This window comes from Methylorubrum sp. SL192, assembly GCF_026672325.1.
Classification (GTDB): Bacteria; Pseudomonadota; Alphaproteobacteria; order Rhizobiales; family Beijerinckiaceae; genus Methylobacterium; species Methylobacterium extorquens.
Genome location: NZ_JAPPQV010000003.1, coordinates 1027018 through 1049187, shown reverse-complemented (window position 1 = coordinate 1049187; position 22170 = coordinate 1027018). Strand labels below are relative to the sequence as shown.

The following is a 22170-nucleotide window of genomic DNA, read 5'->3' as shown; positions in this document are numbered from 1 at the left end:
GTTCGGGCTCAGCCGGCGATCTCGACGGCGAGCTTGTAGGCGTCGCGGAAATCGAGGCAGAGCGGCTCCTGCGCCTCCAGCATCTTGCGGAACATGCGGCACTGGGTCTGGTACTTGACGTTGCCGACCGCGAGCGCGCCGATGCCGACGCCCTTGCCGGTGGGCAGCGGAACATCGACGGCGTTCACGTCGATGCCGGCGATGCCGGCGGGCGGCACGGCGTTGACATCGGAGGCCACCAAGAGCTTGGGCGCGGATTCGAGATCCTCCGCCGTCAGGATCGAGACGCCGGCGGGGCCGGCCGAGAGGATCACGTCGGCGTCGGTGATCGCAGCACGGCGCGCCTCGGGCAGGGTGCCGTCCACTGCGCCGACATCGATGCCGAAGCGCCACTTCATGGTGAAGGCGATCTTCGAGACGCGCTCCTCGCCGTCATGGCCGACGAGCACGGTCTGCGCACCCTCCAGCGCGCCGATCACCGCCGCGACATAGGCGACGACGCCCGCGCCGCCGAAGATGACGATGCGCTTGCCCTTGAGGTCGGTCGAGAACCGCGCTTTCAGCGCCCGGTTCACCTCGGCGACCATCGCCGCGCCGGTGGTGAAGGAGCCGGCCGGGTCGGCGAAGACGTGGTTGACGAAGGGCGGCACGAAGGCCTTCTTCGCCCGGTCCACCATATCGAGCGCCAGCTCGGCGTTCTTGCCGCCGATGAAGATGCCGGTGCGCACGCCGTCCTGCGGCGCGCGGGAGAAGATCGAATCCTGCGTCAGCGAGACGACATCGGTGAGATCGACACCGGTATAGGGGATCAGCGTCTCGAAGCCGGCATCGATCGCCATGTTCACGTCGAACGGGCTCATGTGCTTGAGCGGCGTCAGCATGTGCAGGATCGAGCGGGCCATGGTCTTCGTCCTCTCGTGACCGCGCCTTTGCCAGGCGCTTCAGGTGCAAAACCGGAACGAATGTCGCCGGTCAAGCGCAGGTTTCTTTGAACCGGGAAAAAGAAAAAGCTCTAAACTTCCGCAACCGAGGCGCCGACATTGCGTCCGCGGGCGATGACGAAGCGCAGGCGGCCGGGCCGCGCCAGCCCCGCCACCAGCGCCTCCGCCTCCTTCTGCGAGGGCACGAGCGCGAAGCCGGTCGGCCCCCAGGAGCTCTGGCCGTAGCCGGGCACACCAGCCTGTGCGATCGCGGCGAGAGCGTCGGCCACCGCGGGGCTGGCGAAGCGCCCGCCCTGGTGCGGGGCGAAATGGTCGCCGATCCGCTTCTGGATCGCGGTGATGCCAGCGCCGAACCCGTTCGGCTCGGCGGTCGCAGCGGCGGGCAGCACCTGCATCAGCACGATCCGGCAGATCTCGGCGGCCTGCCCCGCATCGAAGGGCGGCAGATCGCGGAACGCTTCGGTCTCGCGAGAGCCATGCACACCGGTCATGGCCTCATCGAGGATCAGCACGACCCGCCAATCCTCCGGATAGGGCAACCGGGCGATGACGGGCGGCGGCGCGCCGGAGCCGTCGCGCCCACCGTCCACGATCAGCCCACCCTCGGTGAAGGCGGCGAGCCCGACGCCGGAGCGATTGCCGCGGTCGAGCACGTCGGCGAAGTCCGCCGGCGCGAAGGGACGTCCGTTGAGGCGCGCCAGCGCGGCGGCGACCGCCAGCGCGAGCTGCGTGCCCGAGCCGAAGCCGGCATGAGCGGGAATCGATTCCTCGATCTCCACCGCCACGGCTTCCGGCACATCGAGATAGGCGGCGGCCGCGAGCAGGTTGGCGCGCACACGCTCGGCCTCCGGCCCGCTGGCGGAGACGCGTTTGGCCGGGCGCGCGACGAGTTGGACGGCCGGCGCGTCGAGGGCGAGGCCGATGCTGCCGAAGCGGCGCCCGAGGCCGCCGTTGAGATCGAGGAAGCCGAAATGCAGGCGCGCGGGCGCGCGAACCCGCACGCCGGCCCCGGCCGGCCGGGATGTCGTCGTGCTCACGATCTCCGCCGTCTGGTCCGGGACCTCGGCCACGGTCTCATTCCCTTCCACCGACATTGCCGGCCCAGCCGGCGCGGACGCGCCCAACGATGCGGGCGGCTTCTCACATGCTGCGGCGCCCGCGACAACCTCGCTCGCGACAACAGCATCGGCATCCTGGCCAATGCCGATGCGGTTGTCGCCGCGCGGAACCGTTTTCGTGCGAAAGCGGGACGATCGGGGAGAGCGGGCGACGAACGAAATCCTGACGTCAAACTTCGGCGGGGGCTTGCGGCCTCCGGCACAGGAATGCAAAACCACCCGGCTCCCTTCGCGGAGCCGGTCCGAGCCACTGCCCCCGAACCCGCATTCCGGATTTCGAGGCATCGAGGCTCCACCAGGGGCGCCCGCGCCCTTCGGACGTGACCGTCTTTCGCCCCGCCTCGATGCGGGGATGCCCGAAGAAGCGACGGTGAGGAAGCATGGCAGCCTGGGTGAAGGGAGGCGCAGCGGATGTAGACGCTGCGGTCGAGGCCGCGGCCGACCTGCTCGCCGCCTCACGCGTGCCGGTGCTGGCAGGCCTGAGCGCCGAGGTTTCGGCGCTGCGCGCCGCCTACCGGCTGGCCGAGACCCTCGGCGCCTCGCTCGATCCCGTCTCCGGCCCCAGCGTCTACGCCGAACTCGGCGCGCTCAGCGCCGGTGGTGCGATGAGCACGACACGGGCCGAAACGATCGGCCGGGCGGACGTGATCCTGATCGTCGGCAACCGTCCCTGGGACGGTGAGCTGATCGCCGAGATCGCCGCCGCGGCCCCGAGCCGCGGACGCGCGGCAGGCGCAGAGCGTGCCCTACTCTCGCTGGGCGGTCCGCAGAACGGCGCGATCCGCCATGTCGCCTACGCGGCGGATGCCGGTGGCCTCACCATCTCGCTCGGGCACCTGCGCGCCTTCGCCAAGGGCCATCTCGCCGGTGAGGCCGCCTTTGCCGACCTCGCCAAGCGCCTGTTCGCGGCCCAGTACGGCGTCGTCGTCTACGACCCGGAAGAGGTCGGCGAACTCGGCGCGGAAATGCTCCAGGGGCTGATCCGCGACCTCAACGAATCCACCCGCTTCTTCGCGCTGACGCTGGCCGACCCGTTCCAGGGTCGCGCGGCAGTGCAGCTCTCCGCCTGGACCACGGGACAGGCGCCGCGGGTCGGTTTCGGTCGGCATCAGCCGGAGCACGATTCCTGGCGCTTCGACAGCGCCCGACAGATCGCCGCGGGCGAGGCCGACGCCGCCCTTTGGCTCGCCTCGCTCCCCGCCCCGCGCCCCGCTTGGCTCGGCAGCCTGCCGACGATCGCCATCGTCGGCGAGGGCTCTCAGGAGGCCGCGGGCGAGACGGCGGAGGTCGTCATCACCGTGGGCGTCCCCGGCCAGAGCGTCGGCGGCGCACTCTGGAACGACCGGCGCGGCGTCATCGCCTATGCCGAGGCCAGCGATCCCGCGAAGACGCCGGCTGAAACGGAGACTGCGGCCGGCGTGCTCACCCGCATCCGCGACCGCCTCATCGAGAAGGGTGTCTCATGCTGACCCGTATCCACGGTGGACGGGTGGTCGATCCCACAGCCGGGCGCGACGCCGTCGGCGACGTCTGGATCGAGGATGGCCGCGTCGTCGCCCCGAGCGAGCGCGCCCCCGATCAAACCATCGACGCCACGGGCTGCGTGGTGATGGCCGGCGGCGTCGAGGTCCACTCGCACATCGCCGGCGGCAACGTGGTGATGAGCCGCCTGCTGCTGCCCGACCTCTACGTCAGCGAATCCGCGCCCAACGGCCATCCCTTCGCCCATGCCGGCGGCTCGGGAAGCTGGATCGGCGCCAATTACGCGCGGATGGGCTACACCACCGCGGTCGAGCCGGCGCTGCCGCCCTCGAACGCGCTCGCGACCCATCTCGAACTCGCCGACATCCCACTGCTCGACCGCGGCGGTCTCGCGGTGCTCGGCAACGACGACCACCTGCTTCAACTCCTGCGCGACGGCGAGGGCAAGCAGGCTGTGCGCGATCTCGTGCAGCAGACGCTGGCCCATTCGCGGGGCCTCGGCGTCAAGTGCATCAATGCGGGCGGCGCCTCGGCCTTCAAGGACGGCGTCTTGAAGCTCAGCCTCGACGACGAGATTCCCTGCTACGGGCTCTCGACGCGCAAGATCATGTCGGCCCTGCTCGACGCGGTGGAAGAGATCGGCGTGCCGCACCCGCTGCACGTCCACTGCAACAATCTCGGCCTGCCCGGCGCCGACGACTCGCTCGTCGCGACTTTGGAGGCGGCCGAAGGCCGGCGCATCCACTTCGCGCACGCCCAGTTCTACGCCTACGGCGTGGTCGACCCCGAGAACCCGATGACCGGCGGCTTCCGCTCGGCGGCCGAGCGGATCAACGCGGCGATGGAGGCGCACCCCAACGCGACCTACGACGTGGGCCAGGTGGTGTTCGGCCAGACGGTGACGATCTCGCTCGACATCCTGCGCCAGTTCGGCGGCCGTAAGGGCGCCAAGCCGAAGAAGTGGGTGATCTCGGCGGGCGATGCCGAGGGCGGCGGTGTGGTGCCGTTCCTCTACCGGCCGCGCGGACCGGTCTCGTCGCTGCAATGGGCGATCGGCCTGGAGCTGATGCTGCTCTCCTCGAACCCCGAGCGCACCATCCTGACGACCGACCACCCGAACGGCGGCGTCTTCACCGAATACCCGCGCATCATCCACCTGCTGATGGATGCCGAGGAGCGCGCCAAGGAAATCGCGACGCTGCCGGCGATCGTCGGCGAACGCTCCGGCCTGCCGAAGATCGAGCGCGAGTACAGCTTCAGCGAAATCGCGCAGCTCACCCGCTCGGGTCCGGCCAAGCTCCTCGGCCTGACCGATCGCGGCCACCTGCGCGAGGGCGCCAAGGCCGACGTCGCGATCTACCGCGACGAACGGGATCGCACGGCGATGTTCTCCCGCGCCAAGCTGGTGCTGAAGGACGGGCAGCCGATCGTCGAGGATGGCGAGGTCGTCGCTTGGTTCTCCGGCAAGACGCTCAGCCTCGACGTCGAGGCCGATGCGGGCATGGAAAAGCGCGCCGAGAGCTACCTGCAGGATCGCTTCGGCGCCGGGCTCGACACCTTCGCGGTGCCGGACGCCGCCTTCCCGGAGAATACCGGGACGTTCGAAGACGTGGCGTGCCGGGCGTGATGTCGAGGGTGATGGAATCGAATCGATGAGCGACTTCACCCTCAACGGCATCAAGGTCGAGGACACCTTCGCCGAAGCCTTCGACGTCGCGGGCACCGCGATCATCGTCACCAACGACACGCCGAAATGGGCGATGATCGCGGCGACGGTGATGACGGGCTTCGCGACCTCGGTGATCGGCTGCGGCGCCGAGGCCGGCATCGATGCCGAACTCTCCCCCGAGGAGACGCCAGACGGACGCCCGGGCGTGCGCATCCTGCTGTTCGGCTTCGAGCCGAACGGGCTGAAGGACCAGCTCCTCAAGCGCGTCGGCCAGTGCATCCTCACCTGCCCCGGCACCGCCTGCTTTGCCGGCGTCGAAGGCCCCACCAAGATCAAGCTCGGCGGCGCGATCCGCTATTTCGGCGACGGCTTCGCGGTCGCCAAGCGCCTGCCCGACCATGAGGGCAAGATGCGCCGCTACTGGCGCATTCCCGTCATGGACGGCGAGTTCCTGTGCGAGGATTCGGTGCGCGCGGTCGATGGCGCGGTCGGCGGCGGCAACCTGCTGTTCCTCGGCCGCAAGCATGCCGACACGCTCATCGTCGCCGAGATCGCAGTCGAGGCGGCGAAAGCCATTCCCGGCGCGATCCTGCCCTTCCCCGGCGGCATCGTCCGCTCCGGCTCGAAGGTCGGCGGGCGCACCAAGGGCATGATGGCCTCGACCAACGACGCCTATTGTCCGACGCTGAAGGGCCGGGCCGGCTCGGCGCTGCCGCCCGAATGCGGCGTGGTGCTGGAAATCGTCATCGACGCCCTGACCTCGGCGGCGGTCGCCGAATCGATGCGCGCGGCGTTGCACGCCGCCACCGAGATCGGCGCACAGCACGGCCTCGTCGCGGTCACCGCCGGCAATTACGGCGGCAATCTCGGCCGGCATCATTACCACCTCCGCGACCTGTTGGAGAAACCCGCCGCATGAGCACGCTGAGACTGCGCGGTGATCTGCCGGAGCGGGTCGACCTTCTCAACATCACCCCCCTCGCCCTGAGCGGTCTGTCCGAGGCCGAGGCGGGCAAGCTCGCCATCGGCACGAGCCGTCGTGGCCTGACCCTCGGCGACGTCTTCGAGATCTCCCTCGACGGCTCCGACAGCCTCGTGATCGAGGGCGGCTCGTCCCGGCTCGACCGGGTGGGTGCGGCGCTCTCGCAAGGCTCGATCCGGGTCGAGGGCGATGTCGGCCAGCGTCTCGGCGAAGGCATGGCAGCGGGCACGCTCACCGTAACGGGCTCGGCCGGCCCCTATGCCGGCACAGGCGCCACCGGCGGCACCATCACGATCGAGGGCGATGCCGGCGACCACGCGGGTGGCGCCGTCTATGCCGCCAAGGCCGGGCTCGACGGCGCGACGCTCGTCATCAAGGGCGCGGCCGGCGACCATCTCGGCGATCGGATGCGCCGCGGCATGATCCTGGCAGGCTCCGCGGGCGCCTTCGCGGCCTCCCGCATGATCGCGGGCACGATCGTCGTCTCCGGCGCGCTCGGCGACCATCCGGGCTACGGCATGCGCCGCGGCACGCTGGTCGCGGGCAGCCACGGCACGCTGCTGCCGACCTTCGTCGAGACCGGCACCCCCGACCTCGTCTTCGTCCGGCTGCTGGCCCAGAGCCTCAAGCATCTCGGCGCGGCGCAGGCCAGCCTTCTCAGCGGCACGCTGCGGCGCTACTCCGGCGATCTCGCGACGCTCGGCAAGGGCGAACTGTTCGTTCCGGCCTGATTTCGCGCCGGCCTGATCCGGCACGATTTTTCCAAAGACCGCCGGCAAGTCGCAGAAAAATGACTTGCCGGCCTGCCGGATTCTCCCACCTTGCCTTGGACCGAGGCGCGGGACACCGATCCGGTCGAGCCGACCGCGCCCCCTCCGAGCCGAGGCCGCGCGCATGTTCCTGCTCCTGTCCGTCTGCCTGATCGCCCAGCCGGCGAAGTGCCACGACGAGCGGATCAACCTGAACTACGACAACCCGAATCCCTTCCTGTGTCTGCGCAACTCGCAGAGCACGCTCGCGGCGTGGCAGGAGGAGCATCCGGACTATCACGTGAAGAGTTGGCGCTGCGCCCCCAAGGCGAGCCTGCCGACCGACCTGTAGGACCAACCCGCGAGCGGACCGGGAAAAGCCGGCAATGCGAGCCGGCTTGAGACCCTGCCCCGGCGGTGACATGGTCCGCGCGCCGCCCCCGCGGCGGAGAGGGAGACCATGCGTTCGCTGAGAGTCCGGTTCGCCCTCCTGCTCGGCGGCACGGCGCTGATCGCCCTGCTGGCGGCGACCGGCGTCTTGTGGTCGATCCGGCTGACCGAGAACGTCATCGAACGCACGCTTGCCGCCCAGCACCGGCTGGAGCTTCTGGCGGAATTGTCGGGGCGGCTGGCACAGTACGGCTTTGCCGCAATCGACAGCGTCGGCAATCCGGATGCGCCGCCCGAAGCCCTGTCGGTGACCCGCGACCGGGTCGATCAGGCGCTCAACCATGTCGATGACGCCATCGGCAGCGGCATGGCGACCAGCGCCAACCTTGAGGACCGGATCCAGTACGTCGCCCGCACCCGGCCGCTCGCCAATGTGCGCGCGGCCCGCGCGATGCTCGACCGTCAAGTCACCCTGGTGCGGCGCGAAACCGATCCCGACCTTCGCAAGACAGCGATGCAGGGCGCGCTCAACGCCTTCGGCGCCATGACGGGACCGCCGCTCTCCCTGCTGATCGAGGCGGAGCGGCGCAGCATGACCGCCGGCTCCGAGGCGGCCCGAACCCTTTCACAGCGACTCACCGCCGCCGCGCTGGCCGCGACGGTGCTGGCGCTCGCCTTCGTCGGGGTGCTCTACCGTTCGGTCACGCGGCCGACGCTGGCGCGCATCGAGGAGATCCGCCGGGCGGCCGGGGCCGTCGGCAGCGGCGCGCTCGGGACCCGGCTCTCGGTCGAGACCCGCGACGAACTCGGGCTTCTGGTCGCGAACTTCAACCGCATGGCCGCCCGGCTCGCCCGCCGCGAGGGCCGGCTCGCTGCCGACCGGGCCGCCCTGGAGGACACGGTGGAGGCCCGCACCGCCGACCTGCGCGCGGCCAACGAGCGGCTGGAGATGGTGGACCGCTCCCGGCGCCGCTTCTTCGCCGATGTCAGCCACGAACTGCGCACGCCGCTCACGGTGATCCTGGGCGAGTGCGACCTCGCCCAGCGTTCGGCGGAGCGCGCCGCCGGCCGAACTGTGGATTACGGACCGGTCTTCACCACCATCCGCAAACGGGCGCAGCGTCTCAAGCGACGGGTCGAGGATCTGCTTCGCGTGGCCCGCTCGGAATCCGGCCAGATCGAGCTCGACCGGCGGGCCGTGAGCGCCGTCGAGGTGCTGACCGACGCCGTCGACAGCGCCGGCTCGGAGGCCGCCCGCCGCCGGGTCGAGCTGGTGCTGGAACCGGGGGACCACGACATCGAGATCGCCGCCGATCCGGAATGGCTCCGCCAGGTTGTCGAGAGCCTGATCGACAACGCCCTGCGCCACGCCACCGGCCTGACCCGCATCACCGTCTCGCTGAGCGAGCACGACACGCCGCAGGGCCGCCGGGCGCGGGTCACCATCGACGACGACGGCCCCGGCTTCCCCGCGGGCGGGGACGGGCTGTTCGAGCGCTTCCGCCGCGAGGCCCGGTCGGGAGAAGCGGGATTCGGCATAGGTTTAGCTCTGGCGCGATGGGTCGTTGAGCGCCATGATGGCGCGATCAGCCTCGGCAAAGCCGAACACGGCGGCGGCGCCCGGGTGGTCATCGACCTGCCCTCGCTCGACGATGGCGTCGCGCCGGAATCCTACGGGGCAGGACACGAGAGGATCGGCGCCGCATGACGACGCGCGTATTGATCGTTGAGGATGATATCGACATCCGCGGCATCCTGGCTCGCGGCCTGGAGGCGGAAGGGTTTTCCGTCGGCGTCGCCGGCCGGGTCGAGGACGCGCTGAGTGCCGCCCGCGACGAGGCGCCGGAGGCGGTGGTGCTCGACATCACCCTGCCCGACGGCTCCGGCCACGACGTCTGCCGCAGCTTGCGCGAGGGCGGCTATCCCGGCGCGATCCTTTTCCTGAGCGCCCGCGACGAGGTGCGCGACCGGGCCGAGGGGCTGGCGCTCGGCGCCGACGACTACATCATCAAGCCGTTCGTGTTCGACGAATTGCTGGCCCGGCTCCAAGTTCACCTGCTGCGCCGCCGCGAGGCGGACACCCCGCGCACCGTCTTCACCGCCGGCCGCCTGACCCTCGACGTCAACATCCGCCAGGTCAGCTTCGGTGAGGCCTCCGCGCGCCTCACCCCGCGCGAGGCGGAGCTGCTCGCCCTGCTGATGCAGGAGGTGAACCGGCCGATCTCGCGCGGCGAGATCTTCGACCGGCTCTGGGCGAGCCAGGGCGGCCTCTCGCTCAACGTGGTCGATGTCTATGTCGGCTACCTCCGCTCGAAGCTCTCGGATTTCGTACGGCTGGGCGGCCCGGTGATCGTCACGGTGCGCGGCAAGGGCTTCATGCTCGATCTGCGCGGCCAGGATTTCCGCCACTGACCCCCGCGGCATTTCGCTCCGAGCGCCGTACCGACCTGATGGCCTCAGGCCGGCGTCTCCCGGTCTTTGCTTGAACGCGCTTTCTTTCGCCGAACCGGCGTCCACCTCGTCGGAAAGCGCTCTCAGACCAAAGTTTAACCCGCGTCTCACGCGAAGTTATGCCGAACCGGTCTCGAACTTGGGAAGAAACGGCAAGCTGGCTCTTGCAGGCGGGGCCGGAATTGGCGATATACCTCCGGCGTGCGAAAACGAGTGCGTCGCCAGTATCTTACGATCCTCTTAATTAGTGGGATCGCGCGGTTCCGGCGTTCCATAAAGTCGAGGAGAGACACCATGAAGTGGGCTGCCCCCATCGTTTCCGAGATCTGCGTCGGCATGGAAGTCACGAGCTACGAGTCGGCCGAGATCGACACCTTCAACTAAGGTGATTTGAGCCGGGTTGGGGTTGCAGGCATCAGCGGGTTTTCACCATGCATGTCGTAATCCTGGGCTCGGCTGCGGGCGGCGGCGTTCCTCAATGGAACTGCCGCTGCTCCATCTGCTCCCTGGCCTGGGCGGGCGATTCCCGCGTCAGGCCGCGCACGCAGTCGAGCATCGCAGTCTCTCCTGACGGGGAACGCTGGCTCCTGCTGAACGCCTCCCCCGACATCCGTCAGCAGATCCAGGCCAATCCGCAGATGCATCCGCGCGAGGGCCTGCGCCACTCGCCGATCCACGCGGTGCTGCTGACCAACGGCGATGTCGATCACGTCGCGGGCCTGCTGACCCTGCGCGAGGGCCAGCCCTTCACGCTCTACGCGACACCCGGCATCCTGGCCTCCGTCTCCGACAACCGCGTCTTCGACGTGATGGCCGCCGAGGTGGTGAAGCGGCAGACGATCGCCCTCAACGAGACCTTCGAGCCGGTGCCCGGCCTCTCGGTGACGCTGTTCTCCGTCCCCGGCAAGGTGCCGCTCTGGCTGGAAGACGCGTCGATGGAGATCGGAGCAGAGACCGAAACCACGGTCGGCACGATGATCGAGGCCGGGGGCAAGCGCCTCGCCTACATCCCCGGCTGCGCCCGCGTGACGGAGGATCTGAAAGCCCGCATCGCCGGCGCCGATGCGCTCCTGTTCGACGGCACGGTGCTGGAGGACGACGACATGATCCGCGCCGGCGTCGGCACCAAGACCGGCTGGCGCATGGGCCATATCCAGATGAACGGCGAGACCGGCTCGATCGCGTCTCTCGCCGATGTCGAGATCGGCCGACAGGTCTTCGTTCACATCAACAACACCAATCCGGTCCTGATCGAGGATTCGTCCGAGCGCGCGAGCGTCGAGGCGCGCGGCTGGACCGTCGCCCATGACGGCCTGACCCTCGATCTCTGATCGGGCCGAGGTCTTGGGAAGAGCCCGGTCTGGAAATTTAGTGCCGGACTGAATATGTTTTGCACGATCCAATCGTGCGGCAGCGGCCCTGCCCCGATCGGTACCGGGCCCCATTTAAAAATAAATCCAGGAAACGCGACTCGAAGCTCGGGGGAAACCGAACGCCATGACCGCCCAATTCCCGCCGCCCGTCCCGGACACCGAGCAACGCCTGCTGAGCCACGAGGAGCTTGAGGCGGCGCTCCGCGACATCGGCGCACGGCGCTACCACAACCTCCACCCGTTCCACCGGCTGCTGCATGACGGCAAGCTGTCGAAGGATCAGGTCCGGGCCTGGGCGCTCAACCGCTACTATTATCAGGCGATGATTCCGGTGAAGGATGCGGCGCTCCTGGCCCGCCTGCCGGATGCGCAGCTTCGCCGGATCTGGCGCCAGCGCATCGTCGATCACGACGGCGACCATGAGGGCGACGGCGGCATCGAGCGCTGGCTCAAGCTCGCGGAAGGCGTCGGCTTCACCCGCGACTACGTGCTCTCGACCAAGGGCATCCTGTCAGCGACCCGCTTCTCGGTCGATGCCTATGTCCACTTCGTCTCCGAGCGCAGCCTGCTCGAAGCCATCGCCTCCTCGCTGACCGAGATGTTCTCGCCGACGATCATCTCCGAGCGCGTCGTCGGGATGCTGAAGAACTATGACTTCATCACCAAGGACACGCTGGCCTATTTCGACAAGCGCCTGACCCAGGCCCCGCGCGACGCCGATTTCGCCCTCGATTACGTCAAGCGGCATGCCACCACGCCCGAGATGCAGCGGGCGGCGATGGATGCGCTGACCTTCAAGTGCAACGTGCTCTGGACGCAGCTCGACGCGCTCTACTTCGCCTATGTCGCCCCCGGCATGGTGCCGCCGGATGCGTGGCAGCCGGGCGAGGGCCTTGTCGCCGAGACGAACTCCGCCGAGGCCAGCCCCCCCGCCGCGGCCAGCCCCGCCGCGACGACGGCTGAACCCACGGCCTTCTCGGGGAGCGACGTGCCGCGCCTGCCCCGCGGCGTGCGCCTGCGCTTCGACGAGGTCCGCAACAAGCACGTGCTGCTCGCCCCCGAGCGCACCTTCGACCTCGACGACAACGCCGTCGCGGTCCTCAAGCTCGTCGATGGCCGGAACACGGTTTCGCAGATCGCCCAGATTCTGGGCCAGACCTACGACGCCGACCCGGCCATCATCGAAGCCGACATCCTCCCGATGCTGGCTGGCCTCGCGCAAAAAAGGGTTCTGGAGCGATGAATGCACCGACCCCCGCCCCCTCCCCCGTGGACGTCATTCCGGCGCCGGTGGGTCTGCTCGCTGAGCTGACGCACCGCTGCCCGCTGCGCTGCCCATACTGCTCGAACCCGCTGGAGCTCGACCGGCGCTCGGCCGAGCTGGACACGCAGACGTGGCTGCGGGTGCTGACGGAGGCGGCGGGTCTCGGTGTGCTGCACGTCCACCTGTCGGGCGGTGAACCGACCGCCCGCCCCGACATCGTCGAGATCACGGCCAAATGCGCCGAACTCGGCCTGTACTCGAACCTGATCACCTCCGGCGTCGGCGGTGCCTTGGCGAAGCTCGACGCGCTCTACGACGTCGGCCTCGATCACGTGCAGCTCTCCGTCCAAGGGGTGGACGCGGCCAACGCGGAAAAAATCGGCGGACTCAAGAACGCGCAGCCGCAGAAGATGCAGTTCGCCGCCCGCGTCACCGAACTCGGCCTGCCGCTGACGCTGAACTCGGTGATCCACCGCGGCAACATCCACGAGGTGCCGGGCTTCATCGACCTCGCGGTCAAGCTCGGTGCCAAGCGGCTGGAGGTGGCCCATACCCAGTATTACGGCTGGGCCTATGTGAACCGCGCCGCGCTGATGCCGGATAAGAGCCAGGTCGACGAGTCGATCCGCATCGTTGAAGCCGCGCGCGAGCGCCTCAAGGGCCAGCTCGTCATCGACCTCGTGGTGCCGGACTACTACGCCAAGTACCCGAAGGCCTGCGCCGGCGGCTGGGGCCGCAAGCTGATGAACGTGACGCCGCAGGGCAAGGTGCTGCCCTGCCACGCCGCCGAGACCATCCCCGGCCTCGAATTCTGGTACGTCACCGACCACTCGCTCGGCGAGATCTGGACCCAATCCCCGGCCTTTGCCGCCTATCGCGGCACAAGCTGGATGAAGGAGCCCTGCCGCTCCTGCGACCGGCGCGAGAAGGATTGGGGCGGGTGCCGCTGCCAGGCGCTGGCGCTGACGGGCGACGCGGCCAACACCGATCCGGCCTGCTCCCTTTCGCCGCTGCACGCGAAAATGCGGGATCTTGCCAAGGAAGAGGCTGCCGAGACCCCGCCCGATTATATATACCGCAGCATCGGGACGAATGTGCAAAACCCGTTGAGCGAAAAGGCACCCCTTTGAGACGATCCTTTCTGGCGGTCGCCCTCTCGGCCGCCCTCGTGACGACGCCTTCCGCCTGGGCGGCTTCCGACACCACCCCAGCGACGCCGCAAGAGACGGCGGCCCAAAACCCGGCAACCAAGGGCACCGCACCGGACGCCAGCGACCTGCTGTTCGAGCAGCCGCAGATGAAGAACACCGCGCCCGGCAGCACCCTCACCTACGATTACGCGCGCCGCAGCGGCATCGAGCGCGGACCCTACGGGCCGCCGCTCAGCGACGCGATCAAGCTCACGGTCGAGCCCGGCAAGAGCGCCGAGAGCCGCGACATCCGCGTGCAGATGTTCTCCGGTGGCAACCGCCTCCCGGCCGGCCCCTTCACCGACATGCCCGGCAACCCTGTGCTGAGCCTGTTCCTCGAGAACCACTTGAAGGGTCTCGCCAGCCTGCTGGAAGCCAACCCGCGCTACATCAAGAACGCGATCCGAAAAGGTCTGCGCGAAAAGGCGACGGTGACGCCGATGCAGGTCTCGTTCAAGGGCCGGACCGTCGAGGGCTGGCGCGTCGAGATGAAGCCGTTCGCGGGCGACCCTCAGTCGGAGCGGATGCGCGGCTTCGAAACCATCACCTACACCTTCGTCGTCGCGCCCGACGTGCCGGGAGAGATCGTCTCGATCCAGGCCCGTGCGCTGAAGCCAGATGGCGGCGAACTCCTCGAAGAGAGGCTCGATTATGACCAGAAGGATTCCTGAGGCGCTCGCCGCCGCGTTGCTCGCGGCGGCGATGCTCGCCGCGCCCGCGCGTGCCGACGACAACGACTATCCGACGGATGTGCGGGCCGATTACGTGTTCGGCTGCATGGCCGCCAACGGGCAGACCCGCGAGGCGCTGGAGAAATGCTCCTGCTCCCTCGACGCGCTGGCGTCGATCCTGCCCTATGACCGCTACGTTCAGGCCTCGACCATCCTGTCGATGCGCCAGGGCATCGGCCAGCGCACCGCCGCGTTCAAGTCGACCAAGATGTTCGACGACAAGGTGGCCGAGTTGCGCCGCGCCCAGGCCGAGGCGGAGATCCGCTGCTATCGCGGCGCCTCCTGAGGACAGGCCGCGGCGGGGCGGGACGGAATCGATCTGGCGAAACCCCGCCAGAGGGGCTAGGCCGGCAAACTCGGCCCCTCACCCTCGAGACGCGATGCCGCCCGACGACTCTACTCCGCCGACGCGCCTGAATACCCTGCTGCCCGGCCTCGGCCGGCGCACGCTGGTGATGGGCATCCTCAACGTCACGCCGGACTCGTTCTCGGACGGTGGCCGGTTCGAGGGTGTCGATGCCGCGCGGGCGCAGGCCGCCGCGCTGGCGGAGGCCGGCGCCCATATCCTCGATATTGGCGGAGAATCGACCCGGCCGGGCCACACGCCCGTCCCGGCCGCGGAGGAGCAGGCCCGCGTCGTGCCCGTGATCGAGGCCGTGGCACCGGGCCTGTCCGTTCCGATCTCGATCGACACCTACAAGGCCTCGACGGCGGAGGCCGCGCTGAAGGCCGGCGCGACCCTCGTCAACGACGTCTGGGGGCTGCAGCGCGAGCCGGACATCGCCCGCGTCGCGGCCGATCACGGCGCGCCGGTCATCGTCATGCATAACCGCGAGACGATCGACGGCTCGCTCGACATCATCGCCGACATGCTGCGCTTCTTCGAGCGCTCCCTCGACATCGCCCGCCGCGCCGGCATTCGCGACGGCGACATCGTGCTCGATCCCGGCATCGGCTTCGGCAAGAGCTGGCAACAGCATCTCGAAGCCCTGCGCCGCCTTCCCGAAATCCGGGCGCTGGGCTTTCCCCTCCTCGTCGGTGTCTCGCGGAAAAGCCTGCTCGGGCGCCTGCACGACCGCGAGACGGCGCCGCAGGACCGGCTCATCGGCTCGCTCGCCGCGCACGTTCTCGCCGGCTCGCTCGGGGCCGACATCGTGCGGGTCCACGACGTGGCGCCGCATGTCGAGGCGCTGCGGGTGCTCGACGCGGTGATGCGCCCGGAGAGGGCGCTTGGGACGATCCATGGCTGACCGCATCCTCGTCCACCGCCTCGCAGTCTTCGCCCGTCACGGCGTGCTGCCGGAGGAGGAGCGGCTCGGCCAGCGCTTCTACATCTCGCTGGAATGCCGACTCGACCTCGCGCCGGCCGGCCGCAGCGACGACGTGGCCGCGACCGTGAGCTACGCGGATCTCGCCGAGATCGCACTGGACATCGCCACCAACCGGCGCTTCGCCCTGATCGAGGCCCTGGCCGAGGCGATCGCCGAGACCTGCCTTGCGCGGTTTCCCCGGATCGAGACGATCGCGGTGCGGATCGACAAGCCGAGTGCGCCGATCCCGGCCGTACTCGACTACGCGGCCATCGAGATCGTGCGGGGCCGTTCCGACAGAGCCGCGACCACGGAGACGAGATGACGCGCGCCTATCTCGGGCTCGGCAGCAATATCGGCGACAAGGCCGCGATGCTGGCCGGGGCCGTCGAGCACCTTGCCGCAACGCCCGGCATCCGGGTCGTGGCGCGCTCCGCCGATTACCGCACGCCGCCCTGGGGCGACACCGATCAGGACTGGTTCCTCAACGCGGCGGTCGCCATCGACACCGAGCTGACACCGCACGGGTTGCTGGAGGTCTGCCTGTCGATCGAGGCGGCGCTCGGGCGCGTCCGCGAGCGCCGCTGGGGGCCTCGGGTCATCGACATCGACGTGCTGGCCTATGAGGGGGCGCAAGTTTCCGACGAACGCCTCGTGCTGCCGCATCGCTTCGTGCGCGAGCGTGCCTTCGTTTTGGTGCCGCTCGCTGAGATCGCCCCCGACCTCGTCATCGGTGGCGAGACGGTCAGGGAGGCTCTGGCCAAGCTCGATCGGTCGGGGATAGAGCGGGTCGACTGAGAAAAGGCCCGAACCGGGGTTCGGGCCTTTCGAAGCGCATTCCGACGAAGTGGCGGCCGGTTCGTCGAAAGAATGCGCGTTCAATGATAGACTTCTGATCGGGGATCACTCGTCCGCGGCATCGAGAGGCTTGGTGTCCTCCTCCGCCAGCAGCGGCACTTCGTATTCGCGCAACACCGCCTCGATGTCGGCCTTGCGCTTGCGCAGGACGGTGTTGAGGCTGCGCTTCCAGTCGTTCTCGTTGTGGCGCACGCCCATCGAAACACGGAACGTCAGCGGCGGCCGTCCGGGCTCGTGAAGGAGCGGCACGACATCCATCGGCACGCCGCTCTGCTTGGCCAGCCAGCCCGCGGCCGGCCCCCAGAGGATCGCCACGTCGATCTTCTTCTCGGAGAGATCCGCGATCACTTCCGCCGCGACCGTCTGATGCTTGCGCTCGGCCCCGAAGGCGTAGGGCGCATAGGCATGGATCCGCTCGCCGACGAGTTTCAGCTCGCTCAAGCGGTTGGAGGGCGGCGTCCCGGCGATGATGCCGATCTGCCTGTCCTTCAGCCGCGGGTCGTCGAGGCGCTTGAGGTCCGCCAACTCGCCCTTGCGGGCGACCAGGACATAGGCCGAGCGGTAATACGGGTTGGTGGCCTGGACGATGTCGCCGCCCGACGTGCCGATGATCAGGTCGCACAGGCCGGTCCCGAGGGTGTTGCGGACGAATCCGGGCCCCTGGGTCAGCCAGTAATAGCGCAGCTTGACCTTCAGCTCGTCGGCGACGATCTGCGCGATCTTGTTCTCGAAACCGCCGCCCTTGCGCTCGGAGAACGGCATGTTGCCGGGATCGCTGCAGACACGCAGGACATCCTGCGTGACCAGATCCGGCAGGTGCTGCGCATGAGCGGGCCGCGCCCCTGCCGAGAGCAGGAGCGCGGCGACCGCGACCGAAACGGGTGCGCTTGAGCGGGTCATCAGCCGCCCAGGCACTCCTTCTCAACGGTCTTGGCGCTTTCGGGCTTGTCTTCCTTCTCGCCCGGACGGGCCCGGCCCCAGGCACCGGCGGCGCGAGCGCGCAGGTACACGTAGAGGTCGTTGGCGTAGCACATCACGTTCTTATTATCGCCGAAGGCGGGCATCACCTGGTTGGCGGTGTTGCTGATCTCCTGCTTGCCGCCGGCGAGGATGCCGTAGAACTCCTCGTAGGAGAGGCGCTTCAGCGAGTCCTTGAGGGCGGGCGCGTAGGTCGAGCCCATGCCGTCCGGGCCGTGGCAGACGTGGCACTCGGCGTGATAGCGGCGATAGCCGGAATAGGTGAACCAATCGACCTTCTTGCCGTCGTTGGTGATGTGGAAGGTCGGGTGACCGTCCTTATCGAAGTACTTGCCGTCCTCTTCCTTCGCCGCTGTGGCGGCCTTGAGCACCGGCTCGTCGATCTCTTTGGCGTTCGGATCGAGCTTGTTGGCGAGTTCGGGCTTGGCGTCCTGGGCGAAGGCAACGGTGGCGGCGGGAACCGCTCCGAGCAAGGCTGCACCGACGAGACCAAGAAGAGCGGTTCTTTTCATCGAAGACAACGACGTTTCTCCCGAGACCATCATGTTGCACCGCAACGTAATCTGTGCGGCTACCAAGCAGGCCCTACAGCATAATCATAAAATCATAAAGATGCCGGCGCGATTTCCCGCGCCGGCATCCTTTAGGCTCTATGTCGCAAGCGACTTAGTTGTTCGGCAGCGAGAAGACCGTGAGCTGGCCACCGAGGTTGGTGTAGCTCGACAGGGCCGCATAGCCACCCACCGCGCCGAGGCCGGCGTTCGGGTCGGTCAGGCCAGCCGCGAGGCCGATGCCGGCCCAGCCACCAACGCCCGAGAGGACGGCGACGTGCTGCTTGCCCTTGTGCTCGTAGGTCATCACGTTGCCGATGATGCCCGACGGGGTCTTGAACTTGTACAGTTCCTTACCCGTCTTCGAGTCGACGGCCTTCAGGAAGCCTTCGAGCGTGCCGTAGAACACCACGTCACCGGCAGTGGCGAGCGCGCCGCCCCAAGCCGAGAACTGCTCGGGGTTGGACCACTTGATCTTACCCTGGAGGTTGTCCCAGGCGATGAAGTTGCCCATGCCGCCATGCGAGCCCGGAGCCGGGTACATGGAGAGGGTCGCACCGACGTAGGGCTGGCCCGGGGTGTAGGTCACCCGGAACGGCTCGTAGTCCATGCAGACGTGGTTGGTGGGGACGTAGAACAGGCCGGTCTTGGGCGAGAAGGCCGCCGGCTGCTGGTCCTTGGTGCCGAGAGCCGCCGGGCAGATGCCCTTCGAGTTCACGTCTTCACCGTTCTGCTCGGTCGAGTACTTCGACACGACCAGCGGACGGCCGTAGGTCTTGGAACCCTTGTCCAGGTCGACCTTGGTGGCCCAGTTCACGACCGGATCGAACTTCTCGGCGACGAGCACTTCACCGGTGGCGCGGTCGAGCGTGTAGCCGAAGCCGTTACGATCGAAGTGCGTCAGCAGCGGACGGTCCTTGCCGTCGAACTTCTGATCCGTGAGGATCATCTCGTTGATGCCGTCGAAGTCCCACTCGTCGTGGGGGGTCATCTGGTAGACCCACTTGGCCATGCCGGTGTCGGGGTTACGCGCCCAAATGGTCATCGACCACTTGTTGTCGCCCGGACGCTGCTTGGGGTTCCAGGTGGAGGGGTTGCCCGAGCCGTAGTACATCAGGTCGAGCTTGGGATCGTAGGAGAACCAGCCCCAGGTGCAGCCGCCGCCGGTCTTCCACTGATCGCCTTCCCAGGTCTTCAGCGAGGAGTCCTTGCCGATCGGCTTGCCGAGCGAGGTGGTCTTCTCGGGGTCGACGATCAGCTGATCGTCCGGGCCGATCGAGTAGCCGCGCCACACCTTCTTGCCGGACTTCAGGTCGTAGGCGGTGACGTGGCACTGCACGCCGAACTCGCCGCCGGAGATGCCGACGATGACCTTGTCCTTCACCGGGAGAACGGTGGCGGTGTTGGTCTCACCCTTGGACGGGTCGCCGTTCTTGACCGACCAGTTCACCTTGCCGGACTTGGCGTCGAGCGAGACGAGCGTGGTGTCGGCCTGGTGCAGGAGGATCGCGCCGTCGGCATAGGCCAGACCACGGTTGACCGTGTCACAGCACATGACCGGGATCACGGACGGATCCTGCTTCGGCTCGTACTTCCACACGATCTTGGCGCCCTGGTCGAGGTCCAGCGCGTAGACGATGTTCGGGAAGGGGGTGTGGACGTACATGATGTTGCCGACGACGAGCGGGGAGCCCTCGTGGCCGCGCAGCACGCCGGTCGAGAAGGTCCAGGCAACCTGGAGGTTCTTGACGTTGCTGGCGTTGATCTGGTCGAGCTTGGAATAGCGGGTGTTGGCGTAATCGACCGTCTGGAGCACCTGCTCCGCCGGGTTGGCGACGCCCTTCAGAACGCTTTCGTTGGCGAGGGCCGGGCTTGCAGCCGCGAGACCCGCACCGAGTGCGAGGAGATGTACCGCTCTCATGGATTCCTCCGACAAGTCTTATCCGCCGCTGGATAGCAGCCCGCTACCCACCGTTGATTGACCTGCTGTTTGCGACAGGGATGATATTCGCTCCGGCAGCTCGCGCCTGCCGCACAGAAATTAGGATTATTCCATAGTTCCCGGCGACTTACCCGGCTGGGTCCGCATCCCTTAGCGGCTCCCCGAAACCGAAGCTTGAACGAACTCTAAGAAAATTTCGGGCGCCGTCAACTCGCTTTCGCGCGTCGAATGTCGCACTCACAGGGCCCTTTATCAGGAAACTTGCCTGCTAAATTCAGCATTTTGCGTTGCACAATTTGATGGGCGGCGCACACTTCTCAAGTTTGTTTTGACGAGCTTCAGTGCTCTACCATGGATACGAATGCGCCACTCGCATGGGATGATCAAATTTTCCCATCGCCCATGCGTCCGTGGCACTTTAATTCCTGCCATCGGGGCCGGTGAGGCCCGCTGGCGATGCCGCACTGCAAACAATCGGACCCGCCGAACGATGCGATGACGAGGTCGTCAAGCTGCTCGATCCGCCCCGTGGCGGCCGGGAAATTTTTGCAATGAACCGCTCCGTTTATCCTTAAGGAACGGCAGACGTCCCCAACGGGACAGCGCGGAGCAGGCTGCGACCGCCTCCGATGCGCATTCGACGCGCCTGCGGCTTTGGCAGGGCGCGATTCTCTCGGGCGTGATTCTACTGAGCGACGATGCCGGGAAATCGGGCGGCAAGGCCCTGGCGGGTCGCGTCGGCCCAGGCCCGGTCCCGCTCGCAGCGCGGCCGGTCGAGGGGCAGATCCGCTAGCAGCCGGGCGGGCCGGGGCGAGACCAGCAGCAGACGGTCGGCGATCTCGATGGCCTCGGCGACGTTGTGCGTCACCATCAGCGCGCTCGTGCCGGAATCGGCCACCGCCTCGACCACGAGCGCTCGCAGGGACGCGGCCGCCGCATCGTCGAGGGAGACGAAGGGCTCGTCGAGAACGAGGATGCGCGGCTCGAGCGCCAGCGCTCGGGCCAAGGCCACCCGGCGCTGCATCCCGAGCGACAACGCGCCGGGATAATGCGCCCGCCACAATGCGAGCCCGAGCGACGCGAACAGACTGTCGAGGTCACGCGCCCGGCGCTCGCGCGGCAGGCCGAGCCGCACGTTCTGCTCGATGGTGCGCCAGGGCAGCAGGCGCGGGTCCTGAAACACCATCGCGATGCCGGCCTCGGAGGGCTCCGGGGTCACGCTGCCCTCGAAGTCGCGGTCGAGGCCGAGGAGGATGCGCAGCGTCGTGGTCTTGCCCGCGCCCGAGGGCCCGATCAGGCAGGTGATCTCGCCGGCATGGAGTTCGAAGGCGAGGCCGCGCACCGCCTCGACGGCCTCGGTGCCGGCCTTGCGGCCACGCTTGCGATAGACCTTGCGGTCCACGCGCACCGTCAGCAGCGGCGCCGTCTCGGCGCCGGGTTCAGCGCCAGCGGCGGACATGGGCGTCGAGGGGCTGGAGGAGGAGTGAGTCGAGGGCGAGCATCACGCTCATGAAGACGAGGCTGTAGCCGATCACCGCGGTGACGTCGAAGAGCGTGAAGTAATAGTTGATGGCAAAGCCGACCCCGTTGGGACGGCCCAACAGTTCCACCACCAGCACGATCTTCCAGGCGAGCGAGATGCCGGAGCGCGCCGCCGCCACCATGAAGGGCTGGAGCTGCGGCAGCAGCACGTGGGCGATCCAGGTCCGCCGGTCGAAGCGGTAGGTCGTCGCCATCTCCTCCAGGCCCGGATCGAGGCCGCGGGCGCCCTCGCGCATGATGACGGCGACGTTGGGCAGCTTGTTGAGCGCCACCGCGACGATGGCCGCGGCCTCGGTCAGCCCGAGCCAGACATAGGCCAGCACCGTGATGACGAGGGCCGGCGTGTTGAGGACGACGAGAAGCGGCGTGTCGAGCAGCCGGTCGGCGAGGCGCGAGCGGCCGAGCGCGATGCCGAGCAGCACGCCGAGGCTCATGGCGATGACGAAGGAGACCGCGACCCGGGCGAGCGTGACGCCGACATTGAAGAACAGGCTGCCGCTCTGCGCCTCGCGCAGGATGAAGGCGAACACCGCGCTCGGCGCCGGCAGGGTCCGCGTGTCGGCATAGGCGGAGAGGCCCTGCCAGAGGACGAGGAGGACGGCGAGGGAGAGGAGGCGCGCGAGCAGGGCCATGCGCAGGGTCAGCGGAC

General features: G+C 68.2%; 23 protein-coding genes. 16 read left to right on the top strand and 7 right to left on the bottom strand.

From position 1 onward, the window contains the following. Positions 1-8 precede the first annotated feature (8 nt). Together mtdB and OVA30_RS05645 are read right to left on the bottom strand one after the other, a co-directional pair. The gene (gene mtdB, locus OVA30_RS05650; protein ID WP_003597578.1) at positions 9-902 is read right to left on the bottom strand and encodes an NAD(P)-dependent methylenetetrahydromethanopterin dehydrogenase; all 894 of its coding nucleotides are present in this window, start codon (positions 900-902) and stop codon (positions 9-11) included. Positions 903-1012: 110 nt separating this feature from the next. Continuing rightward, positions 1013-2011, bottom strand: a complete 999-nt coding sequence (locus tag OVA30_RS05645) for a beta-ribofuranosylaminobenzene 5'-phosphate synthase family protein (protein ID WP_321162229.1) — start codon at positions 2009-2011, stop codon at positions 1013-1015. Positions 2012-2439: 428 nt separating this feature from the next. Between OVA30_RS05645 and fhcB the strand changes: the two genes are divergently transcribed. The 16 genes from fhcB to folK all read left to right on the top strand — a co-directional run bounded on the left by fhcB (position 2440) and on the right by folK (position 16448). Continuing rightward, a complete protein-coding gene (gene fhcB, locus OVA30_RS05640) occupies positions 2440-3528 on the top strand; it encodes a formyltransferase/hydrolase complex subunit B (protein WP_268174863.1) in 1089 nt (362 codons plus the stop codon). Next, positions 3522-5168: a formylmethanofuran dehydrogenase subunit A gene (locus OVA30_RS05635; protein ID WP_268174862.1), complete on the top strand. Its 1647-nt coding sequence runs from the start codon at positions 3522-3524 to the stop codon at positions 5166-5168. Before fhcB ends, OVA30_RS05635 begins: the two co-directional genes overlap by 7 nt. A 25-nt stretch (positions 5169-5193) precedes the next feature. Then, positions 5194-6129 (top strand): formylmethanofuran--tetrahydromethanopterin N-formyltransferase, encoded by a 936-nt coding sequence (fhcD, locus tag OVA30_RS05630; protein ID WP_015822365.1) that lies wholly within the window; start codon positions 5194-5196, stop codon positions 6127-6129. Continuing rightward, a complete protein-coding gene (locus tag OVA30_RS05625) occupies positions 6126-6923 on the top strand; it encodes a formylmethanofuran dehydrogenase subunit C (RefSeq protein WP_268174861.1) in 798 nt (265 codons plus the stop codon). Before fhcD ends, OVA30_RS05625 begins: the two co-directional genes overlap by 4 nt. A 163-nt stretch (positions 6924-7086) precedes the next feature. Continuing rightward, a complete protein-coding gene (locus OVA30_RS05620) occupies positions 7087-7293 on the top strand; it encodes a hypothetical protein (protein WP_012253382.1) in 207 nt (68 codons plus the stop codon). A gap of 108 nt (positions 7294-7401) precedes the next feature. After that, positions 7402-9039, top strand: a complete 1638-nt coding sequence (locus OVA30_RS05615; RefSeq protein WP_012253381.1) for a sensor histidine kinase — start codon at positions 7402-7404, stop codon at positions 9037-9039. After that, positions 9036-9743 (top strand): response regulator transcription factor, encoded by a 708-nt coding sequence (locus OVA30_RS05610; RefSeq protein WP_015950694.1) that lies wholly within the window; start codon positions 9036-9038, stop codon positions 9741-9743. Before OVA30_RS05615 ends, OVA30_RS05610 begins: the two co-directional genes overlap by 4 nt. Positions 9744-10076: 333 nt before the next feature. After that, a complete protein-coding gene (gene pqqA / locus OVA30_RS05605; RefSeq protein ID WP_012317526.1) occupies positions 10077-10166 on the top strand; it encodes a pyrroloquinoline quinone precursor peptide PqqA in 90 nt (29 codons plus the stop codon). Positions 10167-10213: 47 nt separating this feature from the next. Further along, positions 10214-11113 (top strand): pyrroloquinoline quinone biosynthesis protein PqqB, encoded by a 900-nt coding sequence (pqqB, locus tag OVA30_RS05600; RefSeq protein ID WP_268174860.1) that lies wholly within the window; start codon positions 10214-10216, stop codon positions 11111-11113. Between the two features lie 166 nt (positions 11114-11279). Beyond that, positions 11280-12398 (top strand): pyrroloquinoline-quinone synthase PqqC, encoded by a 1119-nt coding sequence (gene pqqC / locus OVA30_RS05595; RefSeq protein WP_268174858.1) that lies wholly within the window; start codon positions 11280-11282, stop codon positions 12396-12398. Continuing rightward, complete coding sequence (gene pqqE / locus OVA30_RS05590) at positions 12395-13549, top strand: pyrroloquinoline quinone biosynthesis protein PqqE (protein ID WP_012253377.1); 1155 nt, start codon at positions 12395-12397, stop codon at positions 13547-13549. Before pqqC ends, pqqE begins: the two co-directional genes overlap by 4 nt. After that, the gene (locus tag OVA30_RS05585) at positions 13546-14280 is read left to right on the top strand and encodes a hypothetical protein (protein WP_268174857.1); all 735 of its coding nucleotides are present in this window, start codon (positions 13546-13548) and stop codon (positions 14278-14280) included. The genes pqqE and OVA30_RS05585 overlap by 4 nt, the downstream gene beginning before the upstream one ends. Beyond that, on the top strand, positions 14261-14626 hold the full coding sequence (locus tag OVA30_RS05580; protein ID WP_015822361.1) for a hypothetical protein: 366 nt from the start codon (positions 14261-14263) through the stop codon (positions 14624-14626). The genes OVA30_RS05585 and OVA30_RS05580 overlap by 20 nt, the downstream gene beginning before the upstream one ends. A gap of 94 nt (positions 14627-14720) precedes the next feature. Next, a complete protein-coding gene (folP, locus tag OVA30_RS05575) occupies positions 14721-15590 on the top strand; it encodes a dihydropteroate synthase (protein WP_268174855.1) in 870 nt (289 codons plus the stop codon). Then, entirely contained in the window at positions 15583-15975 is a 393-nt protein-coding gene (gene folB / locus OVA30_RS05570) for a dihydroneopterin aldolase (RefSeq protein WP_268174854.1), read from the top strand. Before folP ends, folB begins: the two co-directional genes overlap by 8 nt. Further along, a complete protein-coding gene (folK, locus tag OVA30_RS05565; RefSeq protein ID WP_268174853.1) occupies positions 15972-16448 on the top strand; it encodes a 2-amino-4-hydroxy-6-hydroxymethyldihydropteridine diphosphokinase in 477 nt (158 codons plus the stop codon). The genes folB and folK overlap by 4 nt, the downstream gene beginning before the upstream one ends. A 105-nt stretch (positions 16449-16553) precedes the next feature. Here the strand turns inward: folK and xoxJ are convergent, their stop codons facing one another. The 5 genes from xoxJ to OVA30_RS05540 form a co-directional block, all read right to left on the bottom strand. Beyond that, positions 16554-17408, bottom strand: a complete 855-nt coding sequence (gene xoxJ / locus OVA30_RS05560) for a rare earth element methanol dehydrogenase accessory protein XoxJ (protein WP_268174851.1) — start codon at positions 17406-17408, stop codon at positions 16554-16556. Then, positions 17408-17959: a methanol metabolism c-type cytochrome XoxG gene (gene xoxG, locus OVA30_RS05555; protein WP_012752609.1), complete on the bottom strand. Its 552-nt coding sequence runs from the start codon at positions 17957-17959 to the stop codon at positions 17408-17410. The genes xoxJ and xoxG overlap by 1 nt, the downstream gene beginning before the upstream one ends. Before the next feature lie 193 nt (positions 17960-18152). Further along, the gene (gene xoxF1 / locus OVA30_RS05550; protein ID WP_003597620.1) at positions 18153-19958 is read right to left on the bottom strand and encodes a lanthanide-dependent methanol dehydrogenase XoxF1; all 1806 of its coding nucleotides are present in this window, start codon (positions 19956-19958) and stop codon (positions 18153-18155) included. A gap of 706 nt (positions 19959-20664) precedes the next feature. Continuing rightward, the gene (locus OVA30_RS05545) at positions 20665-21438 is read right to left on the bottom strand and encodes an ABC transporter ATP-binding protein (RefSeq protein WP_268174850.1); all 774 of its coding nucleotides are present in this window, start codon (positions 21436-21438) and stop codon (positions 20665-20667) included. Then, positions 21419-22153: an ABC transporter permease gene (locus OVA30_RS05540; protein WP_268174849.1), complete on the bottom strand. Its 735-nt coding sequence runs from the start codon at positions 22151-22153 to the stop codon at positions 21419-21421. Before OVA30_RS05540 ends, OVA30_RS05545 begins: the two co-directional genes overlap by 20 nt. Positions 22154-22170 lie beyond the last annotated feature (17 nt).